This is a genomic window from Cohnella hashimotonis (genome assembly GCF_030014955.1).
GTDB classification, from domain to species: domain Bacteria; phylum Bacillota; class Bacilli; order Paenibacillales; family Paenibacillaceae; genus Cohnella; species Cohnella hashimotonis.
Genome location: NZ_JAGRPV010000001.1, coordinates 2,216,010 through 2,239,259 on the forward strand (window position 1 = coordinate 2,216,010; position 23,250 = coordinate 2,239,259).

A 23,250-nucleotide genomic window follows, 5' to 3' on the forward strand; every position below is an offset into this window, starting at 1 on the left:
TCCGGACAGCGCGCGCAGTGTTGATCGGAAGGGGGACGAGCGGCAATATCAATCGGAGACGGGTAACCAGAGCGTTTGCAGAGGCGGCTATTCCGCGTGATCGCTACTGCCGATGACAGAATCGACAGCAAGTCGCGTATTCAAAACGAAAGGCCCGCCCGGGACGGCGCTTCGGCCGCTTCCAGGCCGAGCGGCGGGGACGGACGGGGGTAATCGCACGGAGATAAGATCATATAGAAAAGATCGGGAGGGTTCAGCTTGAATCTGAAAATCCGTAGAACTTTCAAATGCGTGTCAACAGTGGTAGTGGCGGCAATGGTGCCTGCGTTTTTGCTTGGCGCGTGTTCCGGCTCGTCCGGCAATGCAATCGGTACATCGTCGACATCGCCGACATCTGCAGATGCCAGCGTTTCCAAGCCAACCGAGCTTTCGTTATGGATCCCGCTAACCGCCGATTTTAAAGGCAAGAACTACAATGAAAAACCGTCCTTTCAAAAAATGGAAAAAGAAACGAATGTTCATATCAACTTCGAACATGTAAGCGATGCGGATGTTGAAAATCTGTTCAACCTGCTGATGGCCTCCGGCGACTTGCCGGATATGATCTACTACTACAATTGGGATGCGCAGGCTACCAAATACGGCAATAGCGGCGCACTGCTGCCTCTGGAAGATCTCATTCGCGAGAAAGCGCCCAATCTCGAACGGGTATTAAATGAAAATCCGGAAATCCGGGGTCAAATTACATCGCCTGAAGGCCATATTTATTACATTCCCAATATGGCTCTCGATTCCACGCTGCTCGTTCAAATGTTCCCGCAAGTGAGACAGGACTGGTTGGACAAGCTTGGTCTTGAAGCCCCGAAGACGACAGACGACTGGTACACGGTGCTTAAAGCATTTCGCGAAAAGGATGCGAACGGAAACGGAAAAGCGGACGAGTCTCCTTTTGTTTCCATCGGTCTCGACAGCGGCATGAACGGCGCCAGCGGAGCCGCCGGTCTGTTCGCCCCGGCATTCGGCATCGAGTTTGGCTTCTTTGTGGAAGACGGAAAAGTCAAGTACGGTCCGTACGATCCGCGATTCAAGGATTTGATGGCCTTCATGCACAAGCTGGATGCCGAAAATCTGCTGGATACGTCACCGAAAGATTTTGCCGCGCTGCGCGAGAAAGTGCTATCCGGTCAAGCCGGCGCCTGGTTCGGTTGGGCCGGCTCGTATATGGGCACCTTTACCGCGTTGATGAAAGAAAAGGACGCCGCCACTTCTTTTGAAGTCAGTCCGGTGCTGCCGCCAGTCGGTCCGAACGGGGATCAGCGGCATACTTCCCATCGCTGGCCCGCGTCCTCCTTCGGCATTGCGGTCTCTTCCAAAACGGATAAGCCGGAGGAGATCATCAAGTGGCTGGACTATCAGTTCTCCGAAGAAGGCGTTATTTTGAACAACTTCGGGGTTGAAGGGGAAGGGTACACCATGCAGGACGGCAAACCGGTGTACACGGATAAAATCGTCAAGCCGGCGGACGGATCGCCGCCTTCGGTCGCGATTCTTAGCCAAACGATCGGCGGCGGCGCGTGGCCGACCATCACGAATGTAGACGGAGCGCTGCAAATGAACGCGGCGAATGGACAGGCGACAAGTCCGACGGCGCAGTTCGCCTCGTACATCGATCTCAAGAAAAAACTGCCGCCTCTGCAGTTTACAAAAGAAGAAACGGATATCATAGCGCCGATCATGGCGGATTTGAGCTCCTTTATCAAAGAAGCGAGCACCAACTTCGTCAATGGCCAACTGCCGCTGGACAACTTCGATAAATACTTGAAAAACGTAGAAAAAATGAAGTTGTCGGTTGTTCTGGAGCAGTACCAAAAGGCGTATGACCGATTTATTCAACAGTAAACCCCTGGTTTGACCAGCGATTGCAAAAAGCTGCCGCAACGTATTGCGGCAGCCGGCAATCGCAGGAGAACCGGCACAGCGTCGCGATTTTTCGGACAAGAAGGTGGAACGGTGAACAGTGTGGCAGGCGAAAAACAGGCGGACCGGAGTTTTTTCCGGATTTGGAAGCAAGTTCGCACCAATCGATATTTGTATCTCATGCTCATTCCGGTCGTCGGTTATTTTCTTATCTTTAACTATAAGCCGATGTACGGGGCGATTATTGCCTTCAAAGATTTTAATCCGTATGCGGGCATTAACGGAAGCGATTGGGTAGGGCTCAAGCATTTCCGGCAGTTTTTCGAGAGCTTTTATTTTGGGAGGCTGTTGCGCAACACCATTTTGCTCAGCGTGTACTCCCTGGCCGTCATCTTTCCGGCCTCGATTATTCTTGCGCTTCTGTTAAATGAAGTTCGGAACAAGTGGTTTAAGTCCGTGGTGCAGACATTATCCTATTTGCCGTATTTTATTTCACTGATTGTTATTTGCGGAATGATCGTCAACTTCAGCGGGCCCGACGGCATGGTCAGCAAGCTATTGGTGTCGCTGGGCGTCATTGACGCACCTGTCGATTTCCTCTCCCTATCGAGCTGGTACCGCACGATCCATGTCGGTTCTTCCTTGTGGCAGTATGTCGGATGGAATTCGATCATCTATCTGGCCGCTCTGTCCGGCATCAGTCCGTCGCTCTACGAAGCGGCTGTCATGGATGGCGCCAATCGCTGGCGCCAACTGATCCATATTACGCTGCCGGGTATTAAAAATACGATTGTCATCCTCTTGATTCTGAATATCGGATCGTTGATGGACAGCAACTGGGAAAAAATATTGCTTCTGTATTCGCCGTCGACTTACGAGACTGCGGATGTCATCTCGACCTATGTCTACCGGCGCGGTGTTCAGGAAGCCAACTACAGCTTCTCGGCGGCGATCGGGTTGTTCAACTCGATCATCAATTTCAGCTTGCTTGTGGCCGCCAACTTCTGGAGTCGGCGCTTGACATCCAACAGCTTGTGGTAGAAGGGAAGGCGAGAACATGGTAGGCAAACGATCGGTTGGAGATTACGCATTCGATATCGTAAATGTCCTGTTTTTGACAGCAGCATCCTTTCTGTTTCTATTCCCCGTTTGGTATGTAGCCGTATCTTCCTTGAGCTCGCCTGCGGCTGTTGCTTCCGGAGACGTTACGCTATGGCCGAAAGGGTTCACCTGGCAGGCCTACGAGCTCGTTCTGAAAGATAGCCGAATCTGGGAGGCATACGCCAATACCCTGTTTTATGTCGGCGCGGGAACGTTATTGAATCTGATCATGACGACGCTGGGCGCCTATCCGTTGTCCCGCCGGCAATTGCTCGGAGGCAGCGCGATAATGGCGATGATCGTGTTCACGATGTTTTTCAGCGGAGGGCTTATCCCGTCGTATCTCAACATCAGGGACCTGGGGCTTTACAACACCAGATGGGTTCTGATTGTGCCGGCCGCCGTCAGCGCTTTCAATTTGATCGTGCTGAGAACCTTCTTCCAGACGATTCCAGAGAGTCTGATCGAGTCGGCCAAAATAGACGGCGCTCAGGATATACGGGTGCTTTGGTCGGTCGTGCTGCCGCTCTCCAAGCCGGGACTGGCGGTCATGCTGCTGTTTTACGCCGTTGCCCACTGGAATTCCTGGTTTTCCGCGATGGTATATTTGCAGGATCGTTCCTTGTACCCGCTGCAGCTGGTGCTCAGAGAAATCTTGATTCATGCCCAGACGAGCGAGTTGACGGCCAACGTTCCGCAGCAGGATGTGACGCAGGTCAGCGCCACGATCCGATATGCCACGATTATGATCGCGACACTTCCGATCTTGCTGCTTTATCCGTTTTTACAAAAGCATTTTGTCAAAGGTGTCATGATCGGCGCGCTCAAAGAATAATGAAGGACGTGTTGAATGGTGTATAGATTGGCCAGGCTAGGCGTGCTCTTCGAGCAAACGACAGCTATAAAAAAATGGGCAAATGGCATTCAGGTGTTCGAAGGTTATGTACGGGAGCTGCTGGAGCAGCGTTCGATCCCTTATAGCTGGCTGGATCGTGTAGAGGAGGCCGTGTCGGGACAGTATGATCTGGTGCTGGCGGTATTGGTCGACGACTTGCCTCGGCGCACGCAGGAGGCGCTGCTCGACTACATGAACCGGGGCGGCATTGTGGTCGGCTACGGTTCTTTGAACGGCCTTGCACGCGACATGGGCTTCCGCCCGGTGCGTCATGCGCAGACCGGATACGCCTATGTGGATGGAGGAGAGCCGGCCCAAACCGGCCTTCGGTTCACACAGGGCTGCGCATGGATCAAAGCGTCCGGAGAAGGATACCGTCCGCAAATCGCGTATGCCGCAGCGGGACGTCTGGAGCCGGAAGGATATTCGGGCGGCGAGCTGCCGGCTCTGGTCTCGATTCGGGTGGGCAAAGGGAAGCTCGAACGCTGGGCGATCGACATCCCGAATACGATCGTTCGGCTGCAGCAGGGAGACGGCCCCGTCCTGTCGGATGGCATACCCGCTGCGGACGGCACGGCCGAGCTGAATGACGGCTTGCTGAAGGCCGACGACGGAGGCGTGATGGACTGGGACAAGGATCGCCTGCAGACGCCGAACGGAACGCCGTACATGGCCTACCCTTACGCGGATTACTGGCGCGAGCGGTGGCTGTCGCATCTCGTTTCCGTTTGCGCCGGCATCGGCCTGACGCTTCCCTTTGCCGATTTGCTGCCGGACGGCGTGGAAGGGATTGCGGCCATTTCCTTCGATAGCGATATGAATGACAATGACAGCGCGGAGACGGCTCTGCGGATATTGTCGGTGCATCAGGTCCGCTCCAGCTGGTGCATCCTTGAGCCGGGCTATCGTCCTTCCATATACGATGCTGCGCGGGAGGACGGGCATGAGATCGGACTGCACTTCAATGCGATGGAGTCCCAGGGAGGCCGGTGGAGCCAAGAGGAATTCGCCGATCAATGCCGCTGGTTCAAGAGCGCTGCGGGAGAGCAGCGGATCGGTTTCAACAAAAACCATTACACGAGATTTGAAGGCTGGGACGATTTGTTTTTGTGGTGCGAACAAAACGGCATTCCGCTTGATCAGTCTCGCGGTCCAAGCAAGCGGGGGAATGTCGGGTTTCTTTTCGGAACCGCGCAGCCCTATCGGCCCATCGCCTCGCTCCGCGAATCGAACCGGTTGTTCCAGGTGTTGGAGGTCGGGTTTCTATCCCAGGATATGGGGCTTGACGGATGGGGAGATCGCTCCGCCATCGGGCTTTTTCTGGACACCGTTCAATCCGTCCGGGGCGTCGCTCACTTTTTGTTCCACCAAATCTATCTGCTGACGGACCCGGCGGTCCGGGAGGGATTCAACGATGTCGTGGAGCAAGCGAAAGCAAAGGGCTTCGAGTTCTGGACAAGCGGACAACTGGTAGCTTGGGAGAATACGAGGAGAAGCTTGAAGTGGTCGCAGCCCGCTCCCGGTCGCTTGTCCGTTGAGCGCGCAGTGGACGGCCCCGGCGTCGTGGTGTATATTCCGGTCCCGGACGGGGCTCAGGCGGATGGGCCCGTTGAATACCGCTACGGTCATCCTTGCCGACGAACGGTCGTCCACAAGGAGCTAAAGCTGGACACGGCTCATCCGAATCCGAAGGAGGAGAAAAGCGATTGCGCCAACTCATTGATCTGACGGGAACGATCCGCAATGGGATGTGGGGATACGGCCATCCGTTCCCGGAGCCCCTTGTTCAGCCTTTGGCAACGGTAGAACAGGATGGATTCGCGGCTCATCGCATGCATCTGCACTCGCTGACGGGGACGTATCTGGAGACGGCCGGTCATTTGTATCCCGATCGGGAGCTTCTGGGCGATGTGCCGCTGGAGCGCTGCGTGCTGCGCGCCTGGGTAGCCCAACTGCCGGAAAAGCAGGAGCTGGAAGCGATCCTTCCGGAGGAGCTGGAGGCAGCCGTCGGCGGCTGTCTGCAGCCCGGCGATGCGCTGCTGATCGCGACGGGATGGGACCGGAACTGGCATCGGGCAGGGTATACGGATCGCTGCCCTTACTTCGGAGAGGGAACGATCGACTGGATCATCGACCGGGGCGTCTCAATGCTCGGAGTGGATGTGCCGTCGGTGCAGGACCCGCGCTCCGAGGGTGAGCTGAGCGTATTGAACGCTTATTACAAGGAAAACCGCTTGCTGCTCGCTCCCCTCGTTAATCTGCGGGCGGCCGAAGGCGCCGTTCCCTGGCAACTTGTCGTGCTGCCCTTGGCTATCCCGGAGCTCTGCGCATCTCCTTGTCGCGCGATTGTTATGCGCCTGTAACCGTCCGACCATCCAAGGCCTCTCTGTCTCGGGTAGAGAGCGATCAACCCCTTATCGGGTCAGCCAGAATATCTGGCTGGCCTTTTTGTACGGCCGGTTTAAGCTGCGCCATCCTCGAAAAAAGCGAGCCCTAAAAGGCCTCGCTTTTTTCAGCAAGAGCGGGCAGGAAATCGTTTAACTTGTTAACAAAGTTAACAAATGATGTTGACGGAATAACAAGAAATGTTCAATAATGGTATTGGTACTAGACCTATACCTAAATTTGAAAAAGAGGAGAGAAAAAAGTGCAATTAAGAAAGCGTTCTCGGAAAATGTCCCATGATCAAATCTAACCATTGATGTGAAGGAGATGACAACATCAAAATGAACAAAAGAAGCGCTAACGGCTTGTGCAGGGCGATCGTATTTTGTTTAATGCTCACTCTTTTCGCGCCGGCTGGGCGGTTTGAAGCGGCAGCGGCCGGGACGGGGGATACCGGCACTTCGGTTGCCGGCAGTGTTTATTACTTGGCTGCGGACGGCAGCGACCAAAACGCCGGTACGCAAAGCGAACCGTTCGGCACCATTACGTATGCCAGCGGCAAGCTGCGGCCCGGCGATACGCTCATCGTCGGCCCGGGTACGTATCCGGGGTATTTGCTGATCAATGGACAAGGCAAAGCCGATCCGTCAAGCCCGGCCATCGAGGTGCGCGGAGACGGCACCGGGGAGGCGATCATCCAGGGAGGCGAGCGTTCGTATGCCGCCTACATTTTGTCCAGCCGCAACATTCACCTTAGCGATTTGACATTTACATACGCGAACAGCGGCACGACGGGCGTAGCGCTGTATATGCACGATTCGATCGACGTCAGCGTGAACGACAGCGTGTTCAGCGATGCTTCAGTCGGCGTCTACGTCCGGGAGGGAACGGACCGCTTCACGATATCGAACTCCAGCTTCTCCAATATCCGTTCGGATAATGGCGCGATTACGCTGTACAATGCCAAGAACGGCCAAGTCTACAACAATACGATGACGGGCAATTACTACGGTATTCAGCTCATCGCGCAGACGACTGCCGGCAATACGCTCTACAACAATTCACTCTACAACAACGATTACGACATGTATGTGCGGGGCGACCTTAACGGTACGCCGACGTCGAACCGGTTCGTCAACAACATCTTCGGCGCGGCGATCAAGGAGCCCGGCACCTTCCTCGATCAGAATACACTCGATTACAACCTCTACAATACGCAATCCCCGACGCTGACCCGCATATTGGCGGATTCGCCGACGCTGAGCCTGGCCCCTCTGCAGGCCAAAAGCCAGGAGCGTCACGGCATCATCGGCGAGGCGCAGCTTGCAAATCCCGGCGCGGGCGACTTCCGCATTCAGGAGGGGAGCGCAGCGATCGGAGCGGGCACCGACACCTATTATTCCATCGCCGATAAAGACGGGACAACCCGGTCGCTGCCGATCGATATCGGCGCTTACAAGTACGATGCCGGTCAGGGCGGCGGAACGCAGGGCAAGCAATATTTCCTTGCGCCGAACGGCAGTGATGACAATCCCGGCACGCTCGACCGGCCTTTCGGGACGATCGCTTATGCCAGCGGCAAGCTGCAGCCCGGCGATTCGCTTTACATCCGGGGCGGCACTTATCCAGGCTACATGCTGATCGAAGGCAAAGGAAAGGGCGATCCGTCAAGCCCGGCCATTTACGTCAGCAATTATATGGGCGAGAAGGCCGTCATTCAGGGCGGCGAACGCAGCTACGCCGGCTACGTGCTGTCGAGCAGCAACGTAAAGATCAAGGGTCTGTCGTTCACGTTCGAAAACAGCGGCACGAGCGGCGTCGGTCTGTATGTGCACGACGCCCGGAACGTCACGATCCAGCACAGCGAATTCCACGATGCGACGGTCGGCGTCTATGTGCGCGAAGGCTCGGCCGGCTTCGAATTATCGGGGTCCAGGCTGTACAACATCAGCTCCGACAACGGGGCGCTGACGCTGTACAACGCTTCGGGCGGCCAGGTGTTCAACAACCTGATCTATAACAGCTATTACGGAATACAGCTTCTCGATCAGCGGACACAGGGGAATACGCTTGCGAACAATACGATGTACGGCAATTCCTACGATCTGTATGTCCGCGGCGACCTGAACGGCTTGCCGAGGGACAACCGGCTCGTCAACAATATTTTCGGCGCGAAGCTGAAGGGTGCCGATGTATCGGCTGCAGAGCCTGCGGGAACATTTCTGACGCTGAACGTGCTGGACTACAACGTCTACAATACGCAATCGCCGAATCTGGACAGCATCGTCGAAGGGCACGGCCTGACCCTCGACCCGCTGCGCGCCGCCGGTCAGGAACGGCACGGCGTCATCGGCAACGCGCGTCTGCAATCGCCGGACAGCGCTGATTTTCACCTGCCGGAACGAAGCGTCGCCATCGGGAGCGGGACGCCGGAAGGCGCGCCGTCAGAGGACCTGGACGCTGTCGCGAGGCAGGAGCCGATCGACGTCGGCGCTTATGCGTATGTGAAGTCGGCGACGGGCGGAAACACTTATTATTTGGCGCCGAACGGCGACGACAACAATCCCGGCACGATCGACAAGCCGCTGGGCACGATCGTTTATGCGAGCGGCAAGCTACAGCCGGGCGACACGCTTATTATTCGCGGCGGCACCTACAACGGCTACTTGCTCATTAATACGAAGGGGCAGAACAAGCCGGACAGCCCGCTCATCCATGTGCGCAACTATGCCAGCGAGAAGGTGGTCATCAAAAACGACCTGGCCCAAACCGCTTATGTCGGATATGTCTTGTTCAGCAGCAACGTGCTGATCGAGGGGCTCGGATTCACCTATCGCGGCACGAGCAAGAGCGGCACGGCCATGATCGTGCACGATTCGCAAAACGTCACGCTGCGCAACAATGAAATGTTCGACGCGGAATGCGGCATTATGATTCGTCAGGGCTCCAAAAATGTGACGGCGTACAACAATGTCATTCACGGCAACAACGGCTATTACGGCGGCTTGTTTTTATACGATGGCGCTCACGACAACCGCATCTTCAACAATGTTGTGTACGACAACGTATACGGTCTCGGCATGGCGGCTTCCGCCACGGCTAACAACCAAATCGACAACAACACGTTCTATGGCAATAAATTCGATGTATGGGCAAGGAATCTGTCCGGTATTCCGCAAGACAATTCATTCATGAACAACGCATTCAGCTCGGTGCTGCAAAATCCCGAGTCGTTCCTGTCCTTGAATGAGTTCGATTACAACAGCTACAATCTGGACGCTCCCGGCCTGACGAAGGAAATCATCGAAGGAGACGGACGGTTGACGCTGGAAGGCATGCATTCACTCGGACTGGAGGAGCACGGGACGATCGGAGGGGCTGCGTTCCGCGATCCGGCAGCGCTGGACTTCCATCTGACGGCTGCCAGCGCGCCTTTGATCGGCAAAGCGAATCCGGAGCGGCTGCCCGCCGAGGACAAGGAAGGAAAGAGCAGAGCGGGCAGCAGCGACATCGGCGCGTATGTCTATGACGGCAGCGCTGTCCGGTATGTGTCGCCGAATGGCTCGGACGACAATCCGGGGACGAAGGAGCTGCCGTTCCGTACGATCGAAGCCGCACTCTCGCACGCGGGAGACGGCGATACGATCGAGCTGGCGGACGGCGTCTATCCGGAGGCGCTGTCGATCGACGGCAAAGACAAGCTTACGATCCGCGGGGCTTCGTCAGGCGCTGTCCTGAACGGCGCGATGACGGTGACGGACAGCCGGCAGATCTTATTGGATCGCCTACAGCTCGGGGATGTGACGATACAGGACACATCCGAAGCGACCGTACGCGGCTCGGTCATCGACGGCCGCCTCGTGCTGTCGGGCAGCGCCGGCTTTGTGCTGGACGCGAATACGTTCAGCTACGACGAAGACGGCGCAGCCGTGACGCTCGAAGGCGCTTCGGGCGGCCAGGCGACGAACAACTTGTTCGTCGGCAACGACACGGCGCTTGCGCTTGCCGGCGCGGGCGCCGACGGGAACACCATCTCCAACAACGACTTCTATGGCGGGAAGCGTGCATCGGTGCGCTTCGGGCATGCGGGCGGGTCGCCCGCGAACAACGTCGTGCAGAACAATATATTCGCGACACGATGGATAGCGGAGCAGGCCGACAGCTTGACGGCCAACACCTTCGACTTCAATCTGTACGACAGCCGCAGCTTGACGTCGGGCGTCGCCGCCGTCGAGTCTCCCGCGCAGTCGCGGACGCTGCCGCAGTTGCAGCAAAGCGGCCTGGAAGCATCCGGCTTGCTCGACGAGCCCGGATATTTGAATGAAGCGGGGAGCGACTTCCGCCTGTATCGCTACAGCGCGGCACGAGGAACCGGGACGGATCGTAACGCACCGAGCGTCGATCGCAACGGGACGCCCCGCACGCTGCCGTACGATATCGGGGCGTTCGCGTATACCGGCGATGTGAATACGTATTATGTGTCGACGTCGGGAGACGATGCCAATCCCGGTTCGGCGGAGGCGCCCTTCCGCTCGATCCGGCAGGCTATCGCGCTGGTGAAGCCGGGCGAGACGATTGAGGTGGCCGGCGGCGTCTACGAGGAGCCGATCGTCATACACAACAAGGAAGGACGCAAGGGAGATCCCTATCAATTAAAGGCGGCGCCGGGAGCCGATGTCCTCATCCGGAGCGAGGACGGGCTGACGGTGGACGGATCGACGAGCTATTGGACGATCGCCGGGCTTTCCTTTGAAGGATTTGCCGATCGGGCGGTGCGCGTCGCTGCGGGTGCCGAGCACGTGTCGCTGCTCGATCTGACGATTCGCGGCAGCGGCGACAGCGGCGTCGAACTGGACGGCACGCTTGATGTTGTATTAAACGGGCTGGAGATCGCTGGCGAGGGTTCGTTTGGGATTGGGGTCAAAGTCGACAACGCCCGGCAGACGACGCTGGACCGCCTGCTCGTCAGCGGAGCGGAGCAGGCAGCCGTATCGATCGTCGACAGCCGGACGTCGAAGGTCAGAAGCTCGCTGCTGCTGCACAGCGGCAGCGGTCTGCGGCTAGGTGCGTCGGCGGAGGGCGTCGCCGTTTACAACAACGATTTTTACGGCAACGCTTCGACGGACGTGCAGGTTGCCGCGACCGCGAGCGGTATCAAGCTGAAAAACAATATATTCGCCTCGGCGGGCAAGACGGCGGTCGTCGCGGACCGCGCGGCGGAGGTGCTGGCGCTGGACATGGATTATAATGCCTATGCCTCCGGCACGACTTCGGTAGTCCGGGTGGGCGCCGAAGGCAGCGCGTCAGACCTGACGCTTGACGATCTGCGGCAGCAGGGCAAAGAAGCGCACGGCTTGACAGGGGACCCGCTGTTCGCCGATCCGGGGCAAAACCAGTTCGGCTTGAAGTCCGGCAGCCCGCTGCAAGGAGCGGGGATCAAGGAGCTGGATACGCCGACGATCGGGTATGACGGCGTCGCGTTTTTGAATCCGGTCGACATCGGCGCGCTGTTCTCGCCGTACAGCAACAAAACGTATTACGTAGCGACGACCGGCAGCGACAGCAACGATGGCTCGCTCGAATCGCCGTGGCGTACGATCGGCAAAGGCATGAAGTCGCTGCGGCCGACCGATACGCTGCTCATTCGCGGCGGCACGTACAATGAACGGGTCGATATTATGGGAGCCGGCGGCAGTCCGGAGCTGTGGTACACCGTTCGAAACTACCCCGGCGAAGAAGTCATTATGGATACGAAATTCCGCGAGGATGTCGGGATCAAGTTCGTCGAATCGTCTTACTGGCGGATCGAAGGGCTGAAGATGACCGGGTACACCGGAGCGGCAATATGGGTAACGGCCAACAGTAAATATATCGATATGAACAAGCTCGAGATATGGGGGATTTCCAATAAGGAGTTCGTCCTATACGGTACCGAGGGCATTCTGGGAGACGGCAGCTTCTCTTCCATCCGCAATTCGTACATTCACGACATCGCCCAAGATCGGATGTCCCAGGCGGATCACGGCATCTATATCGGCTACGGGGCTTACAACTGGACGATCGCGAACAATGTGATCGACAATGCCCCGGGCGGGGGCCTCCAGATGTACGGGCTGCCGGTAGGCAGCAACGATTCGGTCATCGTGAACAATGTATTCAGCCGCAACAAATACGGTATCATCGCCACGATGGGCGCGCGCAATACAATTACGAACAATACGTTTTACAACAACTGGTACAATGACATTTATTTCGACTACAACTTCACCGACGGATTCATACAAAATAATGTGTTCTACAACGACATTCCGGTAGGCACGAAGGTCCGCGTAGAGGATGCGGCGAACCAGGCGACCAAAGAAGCAACGGTCGACCCGACCGTTTTCGGAATGTATCATTCGGAGGAAGACAAGGAAATCGAAGGCAATGCATTCCGCAACAATACAATCGTGTATAAGACGTATGCGCCGCAAATAAAGAACGCGTCCTACGTCAAGCAAGCGGCTGCCGACTACATGAAGGCGGATCGCGCCAATACGTATGCGGACATCCGCATCGAAGCGGACGCCGGCTTTGTCGATGCGGACAATCGCGATTTCCGATTAAAGAAAGGCAGCATTCTGATCGATGCAGGCGTCGCCGATCTGGCGCCGACGACCGATCTGACCGGGGCGACCCGGGTGAACGCGCCGGATATCGGCGCCTATGAGGGAGAATCGCCGGAGACAGAAAATCCTGGCGAGAATCCCGGGAACGAGCCGGGGAATCCGCCTGGAAACGGACAAGGGAACGGGTCCGGAACGGGCGTCGGCTCCGAAGGCGATCGTTCGCTCAAGCTCGATAAGGATGACATGCAAGCGAACGTTCGTCCGGACGGGACGACGTACTGGACCGTCAAGCCGGAGGTTCGGCAGCAAGTGCTGTCCGCGCTGCGGCAGGACGGGAACGGCGTCGTAACTTTGCATGCGACGGCCGGTAAGAACGGATCGCCCGCCGACGTCGTATTGCCCGGTGCGTGGCTCGTTCAGGGGATATCGGCGAACAAGACGTTCGCGATTGATATTCAAACCGACTCAGGCAGCGTCGAATTGCCTGCGAAGGCGCTTGATCGATGGGCAAGCCGAATGAAGCGCGAGCTGGCTGGCGGCGACATCCGCGTTCGAATCGGCACAGCGGATGACGGGCGACAAGCGGACATTCGGCGGCTGACGACTTCCCTCGGAGCCGAAGCTTCCGGCGAGGCCGTTCAGTTCCAGGTATCGTATGCAACGGCTGACGGAGAGACGATGATGAACGGCTTCGGACCCGGCAAGCTGATCAAGCAGTTAAAGGCGACGAACGCCGGCTCCACTGTCGGTTTGACGCTGGCGAAGTACGATGAAGCTGCGGGAAGACTGATCTTCGTGCCGCATACGCTTCGTGTCGATGCCGACGGTACCGTTCTCGCTTCGATCGTAGACGGCGCGAATGGCACCTACGTCTTGCTGCGAATCCAGCGGTCGTTCGCGGATATACAGGGCCACTGGGCGCAGGCGAACGTTGAATCGCTGGCATCCAAGCTGCTGCTGCAGGGAGTGGCCCCGACCCGGTTCGATCCCGATGCGCAAGTGACGCGGGCGGCCTTCACCGCCATGCTCGTCCGCGCGCTCGGATTGACCGGCGACGGACCGACGCCTTCCAGCGTGTTCGGCGATGTCGGAGGCGAAGCATGGTATGCGGATTCGGTCGCTATAGCAACGCAATGGGGGCTTGTGCAAGGAACTGGCGGAAGCTCCTTCCATCCGGACGCAGCCATTACCCGCGAACAGATGAGCCAGTTGCTGTCCAGGGCGCTGGCGCTGGCCGATGCGCAATCTGCCGACGGAGCGGTCGCCGCTTCGCTGACTTCCTACAAAGACGCTTCGGACGTCAGCGGATGGGCACAGGATGCCGTACGTCAGGCGGTGAGCCTCGGGCTCGTCAAAGGTCTGGCCGACGGCATGCTGGCGCCTCAAAAACCGGCTACCCGCGCAGAGGCGGCCACCATGCTTACGCGGTTTCTGCAACGGATAAACGGATTGAATACGTGAGCTAAGCCGAATCGAATAACGCCAATCATCTGTAAAAAAGGCGCCCCCGACCGCAGCAATCGGTCAGGGGCGCCTTCATTCGTCATGGGGCAAGGATAACGCTGCAAAGCTGTACTACTCCACCTCCGCGCTTCGCTTCGCCGAAGAATATGCCGCCGTCGACAGAAGCGGCATCGCGGCGATCTCAAGCTGGGGACCGGGCAGGTTCGAAAATTATTCGATTCATCAGATCGAACCGATCGTCCATCTGATGGGATGCCGTCCGAAGCGAGTCATGTATACGGGCACGCCGGCGGCGGCCTCGTTCATGATCAATTTCGGCGGCTGCAAGCAGGCGAACATCCATCATCTCGGCCGGGGATGTCCGTTTGCGTTAGGATTGACCTACGAGAACGGCGAGTGCGCATTCATCAAGCAGGAATCCGATTTTTTCGCCGCATTTACCCGTAACCTGGTCTCCTTCTTCGAATCGGGCAAGCCCGTCGTCGATCCAAAGGAGACGATCGACGTTATCGCCATCATAATATACGGCGGTCTAGCCGCGCAGCGGCCATTCGAATGGATTGAAATTCCCGGACAGGAATAAGGCGATCCTTTCTCCTGCCCTTTTCTATCACTCAACAAGATAAGACGACTTACGGATAAATTGGGTTAACAATCTTGCTATATCTTCAGGCGGGAGTGCGCGATCCGTCATAAACCAATGCTGAATCACTCCAAACTGCGCGTTTCCCAGATAAGCAACCGCATAATCAGCCGATTCGCTTTTACCGTACACACTTTTTTTGAAATTTTCATACATGCGTGTGCCTGTCAAATACTGAAGCCGCTCTCTCAATTCTGCAGGGGCTCCCGAACAAATAAGCGTCTTGAACAGAGCGGCATGCAAATGCAAATATTGAAACGCCTTGATGAGTGGAGGATAGGCTTGATCCGGGTGATTCATCAGGTCCTGGTAGTCGAAAGGCTCGAATGCGCCCAGCAATCCTTGAAAAAAAGCCGTTTCTTCAATCAAATGAAAGATGTCTCTGTAATGCAAATAAAAGGTGCCGCGATTAATGCCGGCTGTTTTGCAAAGATGCTTAACGGTCAAACCTTTTATGCCTTCTTCTTTTAAGATACGCAATAATGCTTGCTCCATTAGCGCAAGACTTCGAATGACCCTGATGTCGGGATGCGCTTCAGTCAACGGTTTTCCCCCTGCCAAGCAAGAAGTGTTAATCGACACTTCTCTTTTATTGTTTATTGAATAGCTTCTCCTGCTTCATTATAATGAGCTCGTTGGATGTGATCAACACGTGTTCATTTTCTGCATATTAAAGATTTGGAGGGGAGAACGTGGAATATCGATATCTTGGAAGGACGGGAGTAAAAGTCAGTGAATTTTCATTAGGGGGAGCGAGCTTCGGATCAAGAGCAAGCGAAGAAGAAAGCATAAAAATAATAGATGAAGCTTTAGACTTTGGGATCAATCTGATCGATACCTCCAATATTTATGGAAAGGGGGAATCGGAACGTATTATCGGTAAAGCGCTTAAAAACAAGCGGCAGGAAGTTGTATTGGCTACAAAATTCGGTGCTGAGGCTGCCGACCAGGTCAATCAAAGCGGCGCTTCTCGTCGATGGATACGAACGGCCGTCGAACAAAGCCTATCGCGATTGCAAACCGATTATATCGATCTATATCAGCTGCATCTTCCTTTCGAATTTGTTGCCTATGAGGAAATATTATTGACTTTAAACGATTTAGTGAAAGAGGGGAAAATTCAACACATCGGCACTTCGAATCATCTGGGATGGCAAATCGTTCAAGCGCAAAATATTAGTGACCGTTATGGCTTTCAACGATTGGCCAGCGAGCAAACGCCCTATTCCATCATTAATCGAAAAATGGAATTTGAACTTGCTGAAGTCGCGCAACGCTATGATCTTTCTCTATTTGTGTATAGTCCCTTATCCGGCGGTTTACTTACGGGGAAATACAAGGCTGGCGAGGCTGCGCGAAGCGACTCGCGCGCTGCCGTGTTAAAAGGGTATGCCGATGCGTTGGACCCACAGTCTGCCGACAATAAACATAAATTTGAAGTGATTGATCAACTGCAGCAGTTGGCCAACGAATCGGGCATGTCGCTGGCAAATATGGCTATCGCATTTACCCAAGCTCATCCTGCTGTCACCTCTACGCTCTGGGGACCGCGTACATTTGAACAGTTAAAATCTTATATGTCGGGCGCGCAGACCAGACTGGGCACGGATGTGCTGGACGCGATCGATGACATTGTACCGCCGGGCAAACGCATCGACGATAAAGAGCAGACATGGATGCCTCACTGGATGAATACTGAAAGGCGCAGGAGGCATGTTTATTGATAAAGCGAAAGCGACAACCTACTCGACAACGGGCGCTAAACTTGCCGCTATAACGACCATTACGTTTCTTACGCTTGACTCCATACTGCAATTCTCAGGTTGACGAGACCATTGCAGTGCTGACCCGAATATACTCCAGCTTACGCAGATGGCCGTAGCGTTGAGGGGGCGTCGCAGGTTCTCATCGTATCCAGCAATGTCTTGGGGGATGAGGCTGTTCGTCAGCATCGTACCGCAATCGACATGGCCAATGAGGCAGGCGCCGGCCGAATCCTCTATACCAGCCATATGAGCTCGTCGCCAGCGTCTCTATTTCCTCCTGCGGTGGGTCACGCCGCTACCGAGGAAGCGCTGCAAGCTTCGGGGATTCCATTCACCTCCCTTAGAAACGGGTACTACACCGTATCCTTGCCCTGGTTTATCCGCGACGCCTTTAAGACGGGGGAGTTGATTGCGCCGGAGGACGGGCCGGTTGCCTGGACGACTCACGCCGATCTGGCCGAAGCGGCGGCTTCGGTCCTGATCGAGCAGCGACTGAGCGGGTTAACGCCAAGTCTCACGGGTTCGGAGGCTTTAGACCTCAAGGATATTGCTGCTATTCTAACAGAGTTGACCGGCCGGTCGATCCGCCGTGTCGTCGTGACCGACGACGCGTTTCGCGCCCGATTAATATCCCAGGGCTTGCAAGACCATATGGCCGATATGTTCTTGACGTTTTTCCTGGCCAGCAGAGCGGGCGAGTTCGCCCCTGCCGACCCCACGCTCGAGCGTCTGATTGGAAGACCGCCCGTCTCGGTGCGGGAGTTTTTAACGAGCTCGCCCCACCTGCTGTGAAGGTAGTGAAGCCGGGTCGTTCCGCTATGCGGTCAACAATCCATAGTTGAGTCACGTTGATGTTAATAGTATGATTATTCGAGTATAGGGATGAACGGCGATAAGTATTAAAGGGATGGGGGACGACTTGATGAGCGATAAAACGGAAGTCCCCAATAATGGCTTGGAGACTCACGAACCTGCGAATCGACGCGTACGCGCCGACGCGCAGCGCAACATCAATGCTTTGCTCCAGTCCGCGATGACGGTGTTCGCAACTTCGGGAGTGGACGCGCCGGTGCGGGAGATCGCCGAGAAGGCCGGCGTTGGCGTCGGCACGGTTTACCGCCATTTTCCGCAGCGCTCGGACCTGATCGTGGCCGTCTTTCACAACGAAGTCGATACTTGCGCGGATGCAGCGGCCGATTTGTCCGCCAAGTATGAGCCTGCTGAGGCGCTGGCACGATGGATGCAGCGATATGTGGACTTCATTGCGAATAAACGGGGACTCGCTTCGGCGCTTGGCTCGGGCAATCCGGAATACGAAACGCTGCCTGCATACTTCGAAAAGCGACTGAATCCCGTGCTGCGAAACTTGCTTGATACCGCGGCGACTGCCGGTGAACTGCGCGCCGACGTCGAGCCATATGACTTGCTGCGGGCTGCAGCGAGCCTCTGCACGGGGATACACAACGGCGATGCTAAGTTTACTCGGCAAATGGTTGCTTTGCTCGTAGATGGGCTACGCTACCGCGCAAGCGCGTCGGCAGGCGCGTCCTCCTAGCGCTTGTCGCTCAGATCCTGCTAGAAGCAAATATGCCGCCATTAAGAAAGGCAAATGAATTGGATTACGTTTTCCGCAACCCGATTCATTTGCCTTTTTCTCGACGCCCTACTCAGACATAGCGCATAGCAAGCTTCTTAGCGTTTCATTTCCATTCGACTCGACCGAGCGGATTGGATGCGTCCATCAAGGCTTCACGGGCTTCAGGCCAAGCAAGGTCCTCAGGGTAGAGCGCGGTGCGAAGAAAGGCCAAGGCAAGCGCCCGCAGCGCTGCCACGCCTTCGGGGTTCTCGTCCGTCGTGTCCTTGGCGTTGTACGCGTGGATGCCGCCAAGCGAGTGCTCTGCCCCGAAAAGCGTGAGCAGGCTCTTGCTGCCCGGGCTCAAGAAGTACGGATCGGTGAACCAGTCCGGTCCCCGAGTGGACAGTAGGGACTGGTCACGGTCCCCAGCGGCCACAAAGGTAGGTGTGCGCATATTTTCGAAGCTGGGGTGCATGAAGGGGAAGTGTTCAGCCGCGAACGGACTCAAGTCGGCTCCGCCCTTGCCGGGCGTGGCAAGCAATACGCCTGCTTTGATCCGCGGGTCGGTCATGTCTTCTCCCGGTACTCCCTCGGGATCGAGGACGCGCGCGCCGAGCAGCATGCTCGCCGTCTGGCCGCCCCAGGAATGTCCGGCTACTGCGATGCGATCTCGATCGAGACGCCCACTAAGGCCGGGAACGGAAGCTTCAATGAGATCAAGCTGGTCGAGGACGCGTATCATGTCCTCGAGTCGGAAACGCCAGATCAACGGCGTGCGCGGATCTTCCGGAGGAAGGTTCAGCGTCCTCGAGTCCAGATGGGTGGGTTGAATGACTGTGAAGCCATGGGAAGACCAGAAATCGACCAATGGGTCGTAGCTTCCGAGCGACTGGCCGAAGCCGTGCGAGAATACGATAATAGGCAATTCGCTCCCACTGGCGGGTACAGACACACGAATCTGCAGATCCTCTCCGCGGCCCGGGGCCGATAGGATGACCGGCTTCACCGAGACGACTGGCGTTGGTGCGATATTTTTGATTTCCATCTTGCGAACATCTCCTCTTTTTAAATCGGATGGGGTTCGTCGCCTTGTTGCATGTCATACAAACGTAAGCGGAACGATGTTCCGATTATAAACGGAACAAAGTTCCGTTTGCAATCTCTTTTTTTTGTTGGCTGTAAATGGGCGTTAAAAAATAAAAAACTGCCATGATAGGCAAGTGAAGCGAATTTGATCAAAAAGCAAATATTAATCCACCTATCTAATGATAATCGGCATTTTGGGATGTCGACGATTTGACTATAATAGAAGAGGCTGCGATCATCTTTAATGCTGGCCGCCGAAACAAACGAAATGGGAATGTGAAGCGCCTGTCCATAAGAAGGGGCTTTTTTCTATTCATCTGACGAGAGCGCGGACGAAAGGGTGAAACGAGATGAAAATACTGGTCGTCGACGACGAGGCGAGGCATCGCAGAGGCATGGCAAAAATGATTCACGCCCTGCGGCCCGAAGATCAAGTGCTTGTCGCGAATGACGGGGCAAGCGCCCTGGAGCTCGTCAGAGCCGAACAACCCGATGCCGTGTTAACCGACATTCGGATGCCGAATCTGGACGGTCTTTCGTTTCTGAAAATACTGGAAGACGAACGTCTCCAGACCAAGGTTGTCATGATCTCGGCTTACAATCTGTTCGAATATGCCCAGACTGCGATACGCCATGGGGCTTACGACTATCTCTTGAAGCCGGTGGAGGCCGAGAAGGTTGAAAACGTACTAAGCCGAATCGAAGAGCAGCTTGTCGAACAATCCCGGCAGCATTCGGAGGCGGAAGCGTTAAGGGATCGGCTGAATCTCACTTCCCCCGTCTATCGCAGCCGCCTTCTAATGTCCTGGCTGAATGAAAGCTTGACGGAGGCGGAGCGGAATGAACTAGATGCGCTCTCGTGGATTCATGAGAGCGGCACGGTTGTTTTCTCGGAATTCCGAATCGAACCCGGACATCGGGCGGATTGGGATAATACGGCATGGCTGCAGCGTTTGGAGCAGGCATGGTCAGCAATCGGAGAAGCGAGCACATTCTCCTTGAACGTGCTGGACGAGGAACTGTACCAGGCGGTTACGATCGTCCGAACGTCCCGGTCAGCCCGGGCAAGCAAGCATGAAATTCGTCGGACGGTCGCCTCCCTGGGGGCAGCGTGGGCCGGATATGGACAGCTCTCCCATGGCGTCGGTCCGGATTGCCGATGCTTATGGACGGAAGCGCCTCAAGCTTACCGCGCGGCGCAAGCGGCCCGGCAATACAACTTTCATGATTGCTGGAACGGCCTTATGTTCCATGACGAGCTTCGTCCGGTCCGGGCGCCGTTGCTTCTTGACGGGGAAAAGCTGTACGAAGCGCTGCAAGGAAGCGATGCGCAACCGGCCGTAGAGATGTGCCGGGATGCGTTTAATCAGCTTGCTGCGAACGGACATGCGGCGCCCGATCAGATCAAACAATGCGCCGCGCTTACCCTGATGAAGATCAAAAGCCGAATTCGCGATGATGTCGATCGGCAAATTGGAAACGCTCTCACGGAATCGGCTTTAAAGGAGGTTCCGTTTTGCCGCACCTTCAACGAGTTGATGGCGATATTGGAAACTCGTCTGCGGGAGGTGCACGATTCGATCGGGCAGTCTCGAGCGGACAAAAGCGAAAGGGTCGTGTCCGCGTGTTTGCAATGGATACGGGAACATGCGAAGGAGGAGCTGACGCTTGAGCGGGCGGCCGAGCACTTTTTCTTTAATGCGTCCTACTTCAGCACGCTGATCAAAAGCCGGACGGGAAAGACGTTCTCCGAACATGTCACGGAGGCCAGAATGCGGAAGGCCAAGGAGCTGCTGGCCGCGAACAGGCTGAAAATATACGAAATCGCCGCCGAGTGCGGCTATCAGGATACGAAATATTTTTGCAGAGTGTTTAAAAAGCAATACGGCATGTCGCCGGAAGCCTATAAACACACTTCGTTGCCGCAAAGGAGCGGCGAGGCATGAAAATGACCTTCCGCTCACGGTTGTTGGCCAGCTATATATTCCTGATCGCCGTCCCGCTGATCGTGCTGGGGACGCTTTTCTATCGTACCGGCCTGCGTGTCGTTACGGAACAAGCGCAGAAAAACGTTTACGAGATCGTCAAGAAAAATAACGAAATTATGGACAACAAGCTGCGGATTATCGAGCAAAATAGCGCGTCCATGTTCGTAGACAAAGACTTGTTCCGGGTTTTTAACAGCTTGAAGCCGGACAACAATGCGGATCTGCTTGCCGCCGATCGTCTCGTGTCCGATCGGCTGCGCGGCTACTTCTCGCAGATGGACGACGTGTACGCCTATCAGCTGTGGACGTCCTATTTTACTTTCGGTCAGCCGCTGCCCCAGGGCGATCCGACGCAATCGGATATTTATCGTGCGGCACGGGAAGCGGGAGGCAAGATGGTCTGGTACCCGACCTACGACTTCGTAAAGATGTTCGACCAGCCGTACTTGACGAAGGGGGCTTTCGACTTTCGCTATCTGTTCTCCGCGACGCGGGTCCTTGATTTCTCCTATTTAAGCAACACGACACTGGAGAAGCTGGATGCGAACGTAGAGCGGCCCGTGCTCACGATCACCTTCAAAGCGGACGCATTAAACGCCCTGTACGAGAAAAGCATTCCCGACGGTTCCCATTATTTCGTTCTGGATCCGAACAATCGCATCGTCGCCGGCAGCGAGAATGACACAATCACGCATGTTTATTCGGACGATTGGGTGAGAGAGTTGCAGCGCGACGGCAGCGGTACGCGGAGAATCAAGCTCGACGGCATCAATACGATCGTCTGCTTCGATCGCTCGCAGGTTACCGGCTGGCTGTCCGTCGTCTTGACGCCCGAATCGACGCTCGCCGGCAGTCTGGTGCCGTTTATCCGTACCTCGATCACGCTGATCGCCGTCATCATGGGAATCGTCTCCCTTCTATTCGCTTATTTTATTTCGGGCCGAATTACGAATCCGATCAAGAAGCTGCTAGGCGCGATGCGGTCGGTGGGCGAAGGGGATTTTCAGACGCAGGTTGCGGTCAGCACGAACGACGAGTTCGGCATCTTGCTTCAGCGGTTTAATCGAATGAACGATCGAATTCGTTTGCTGGTATCGGAAAATTACGAGATCAAGCTAAAAGAACAGGAAGCCGAAATCCAGGCGCTGAACATGCAGATGAATCCTCATTTTCTATACAATACGTTAAACGTCATGAACTGGACGGCCATCGAGAACGATCAGAAGGAGCTTAGCAAAATGCTTGTCTGCTTGTCGAACATGCTGCACTATACTTCGCGGAAGGAGTGGGGAGCGGTTCATCTGTCCGAGGAAATCGAATGGATGAAAAACTACTTCTACATCATGTCCGTCCGGTTCGAGGACAAGTTCACGGTCAGTTACGAGATCGATTCGGCGGTGTACCCGTACAAGCTGCCGAGGCTGCTTTTTCAGCCGTTTGTCGAGAATGCGATATTGCACGGTTTCGACCAGATCGAAGCGGGCGGGCGCATTCGCATACGCGGCTGGATCGAGGAGGGCACGCGTCATTTTGAGATCGTGGATAACGGACGGGGGATGAGCAGCGATACGGTTCATGCCATCCTATATCGGGAATCGTCTTCGGTCGGCATCAAAAATACGATCGCCCGTATCCGAATGACTTACGGCGAAGCGTATGGAATCACCATCGACTCCGCCCCGGGCGCCGGAACGAGAGTGACCGTCAGACTTCCCCTATAAACACCCAATCGAAGTCCACCATTCCAAATTGGCTCGGGTTATGTAAGCGCTGCATCCAAACTTATAATGAAAACATCATAGACTGCAGCTATGAATCAAC

The 23,250-nt window shown here is 55.8% G+C and carries 13 protein-coding genes and 1 pseudogene; 12 read left to right on the forward strand and 2 right to left on the reverse strand.

Features of this window, described 5'->3' with window-relative positions:
* Positions 1-258 precede the first annotated feature (258 nt).
* The 7 genes from KB449_RS08700 (at position 259) to KB449_RS08730 (ending at position 14,953) form a co-directional block, all read left to right on the forward strand.
* Positions 259-1,899 (forward strand): extracellular solute-binding protein, encoded by a 1,641-nt coding sequence (locus KB449_RS08700; RefSeq protein ID WP_282907998.1) that lies wholly within the window; start codon positions 259-261, stop codon positions 1,897-1,899.
* A gap of 111 nt (positions 1,900-2,010) precedes the next feature.
* Positions 2,011-2,958, forward strand: a complete 948-nt coding sequence (locus KB449_RS08705) for an ABC transporter permease (protein WP_282907999.1) — start codon at positions 2,011-2,013, stop codon at positions 2,956-2,958.
* A gap of 16 nt (positions 2,959-2,974) precedes the next feature.
* On the forward strand, positions 2,975-3,853 hold the full coding sequence (locus KB449_RS08710; RefSeq protein ID WP_282908000.1) for a carbohydrate ABC transporter permease: 879 nt from the start codon (positions 2,975-2,977) through the stop codon (positions 3,851-3,853).
* A gap of 15 nt (positions 3,854-3,868) precedes the next feature.
* Positions 3,869-5,641 carry a polysaccharide deacetylase family protein gene (locus tag KB449_RS08715; RefSeq protein WP_282908001.1) on the forward strand — a complete coding sequence of 591 codons (1,773 nt, stop codon included), beginning with the start codon at positions 3,869-3,871 and terminating at the stop codon, positions 5,639-5,641.
* Positions 5,620-6,276: a cyclase family protein gene (locus KB449_RS08720; protein ID WP_282908002.1), complete on the forward strand. Its 657-nt coding sequence runs from the start codon at positions 5,620-5,622 to the stop codon at positions 6,274-6,276. Before KB449_RS08715 ends, KB449_RS08720 begins: the two co-directional genes overlap by 22 nt.
* Positions 6,277-6,639: 363 nt before the next feature.
* Positions 6,640-14,367 (forward strand): right-handed parallel beta-helix repeat-containing protein, encoded by a 7,728-nt coding sequence (locus tag KB449_RS08725; protein ID WP_282908003.1) that lies wholly within the window; start codon positions 6,640-6,642, stop codon positions 14,365-14,367.
* Between the two features lie 307 nt (positions 14,368-14,674).
* Positions 14,675-14,953, forward strand: coding sequence for a hypothetical protein (locus KB449_RS08730; protein ID WP_282908004.1), 279 nt, complete (start codon positions 14,675-14,677; stop codon positions 14,951-14,953).
* Between the two features lie 27 nt (positions 14,954-14,980).
* On the opposite strand, the gene KB449_RS08735 is transcribed toward KB449_RS08730, so the two are convergent.
* Positions 14,981-15,556, reverse strand: a complete 576-nt coding sequence (locus KB449_RS08735; RefSeq protein WP_282908005.1) for a TetR/AcrR family transcriptional regulator — start codon at positions 15,554-15,556, stop codon at positions 14,981-14,983.
* A gap of 149 nt (positions 15,557-15,705) precedes the next feature.
* Here KB449_RS08735 and KB449_RS08740 point away from each other — a divergent pair, with 149 nt between their 5' ends.
* From KB449_RS08740 to KB449_RS08750, 3 genes and pseudogenes are all read left to right on the forward strand, one after another.
* Positions 15,706-16,737: an aldo/keto reductase gene (locus KB449_RS08740; protein WP_282908006.1), complete on the forward strand. Its 1,032-nt coding sequence runs from the start codon at positions 15,706-15,708 to the stop codon at positions 16,735-16,737.
* Positions 16,738-16,908: 171 nt separating this feature from the next.
* Positions 16,909-17,571: pseudogene (locus KB449_RS08745) on the forward strand (NmrA family NAD(P)-binding protein); the annotation flags it as partial.
* Positions 17,572-17,701: 130 nt separating this feature from the next.
* Positions 17,702-18,334 carry a TetR/AcrR family transcriptional regulator gene (locus KB449_RS08750; protein ID WP_282908008.1) on the forward strand — a complete coding sequence of 211 codons (633 nt, stop codon included), beginning with the start codon at positions 17,702-17,704 and terminating at the stop codon, positions 18,332-18,334.
* 145 nt (positions 18,335-18,479) lie between these two features.
* On the opposite strand, the gene KB449_RS08755 is transcribed toward KB449_RS08750, so the two are convergent.
* A complete protein-coding gene (locus KB449_RS08755) occupies positions 18,480-19,400 on the reverse strand; it encodes an alpha/beta hydrolase family protein (protein ID WP_282908009.1) in 921 nt (306 codons plus the stop codon).
* Positions 19,401-19,791: 391 nt separating this feature from the next.
* Here KB449_RS08755 and KB449_RS08760 point away from each other — a divergent pair, with 391 nt between their 5' ends.
* Entirely contained in the window at positions 19,792-21,387 is a 1,596-nt protein-coding gene (locus KB449_RS08760) for a response regulator transcription factor (protein ID WP_282908010.1), read from the forward strand.
* Positions 21,384-23,150, forward strand: a complete 1,767-nt coding sequence (locus KB449_RS08765; RefSeq protein WP_282908011.1) for a cache domain-containing sensor histidine kinase — start codon at positions 21,384-21,386, stop codon at positions 23,148-23,150. The genes KB449_RS08760 and KB449_RS08765 overlap by 4 nt, the downstream gene beginning before the upstream one ends.
* The last annotated feature ends 100 nt before the right edge of the window (positions 23,151-23,250 follow it).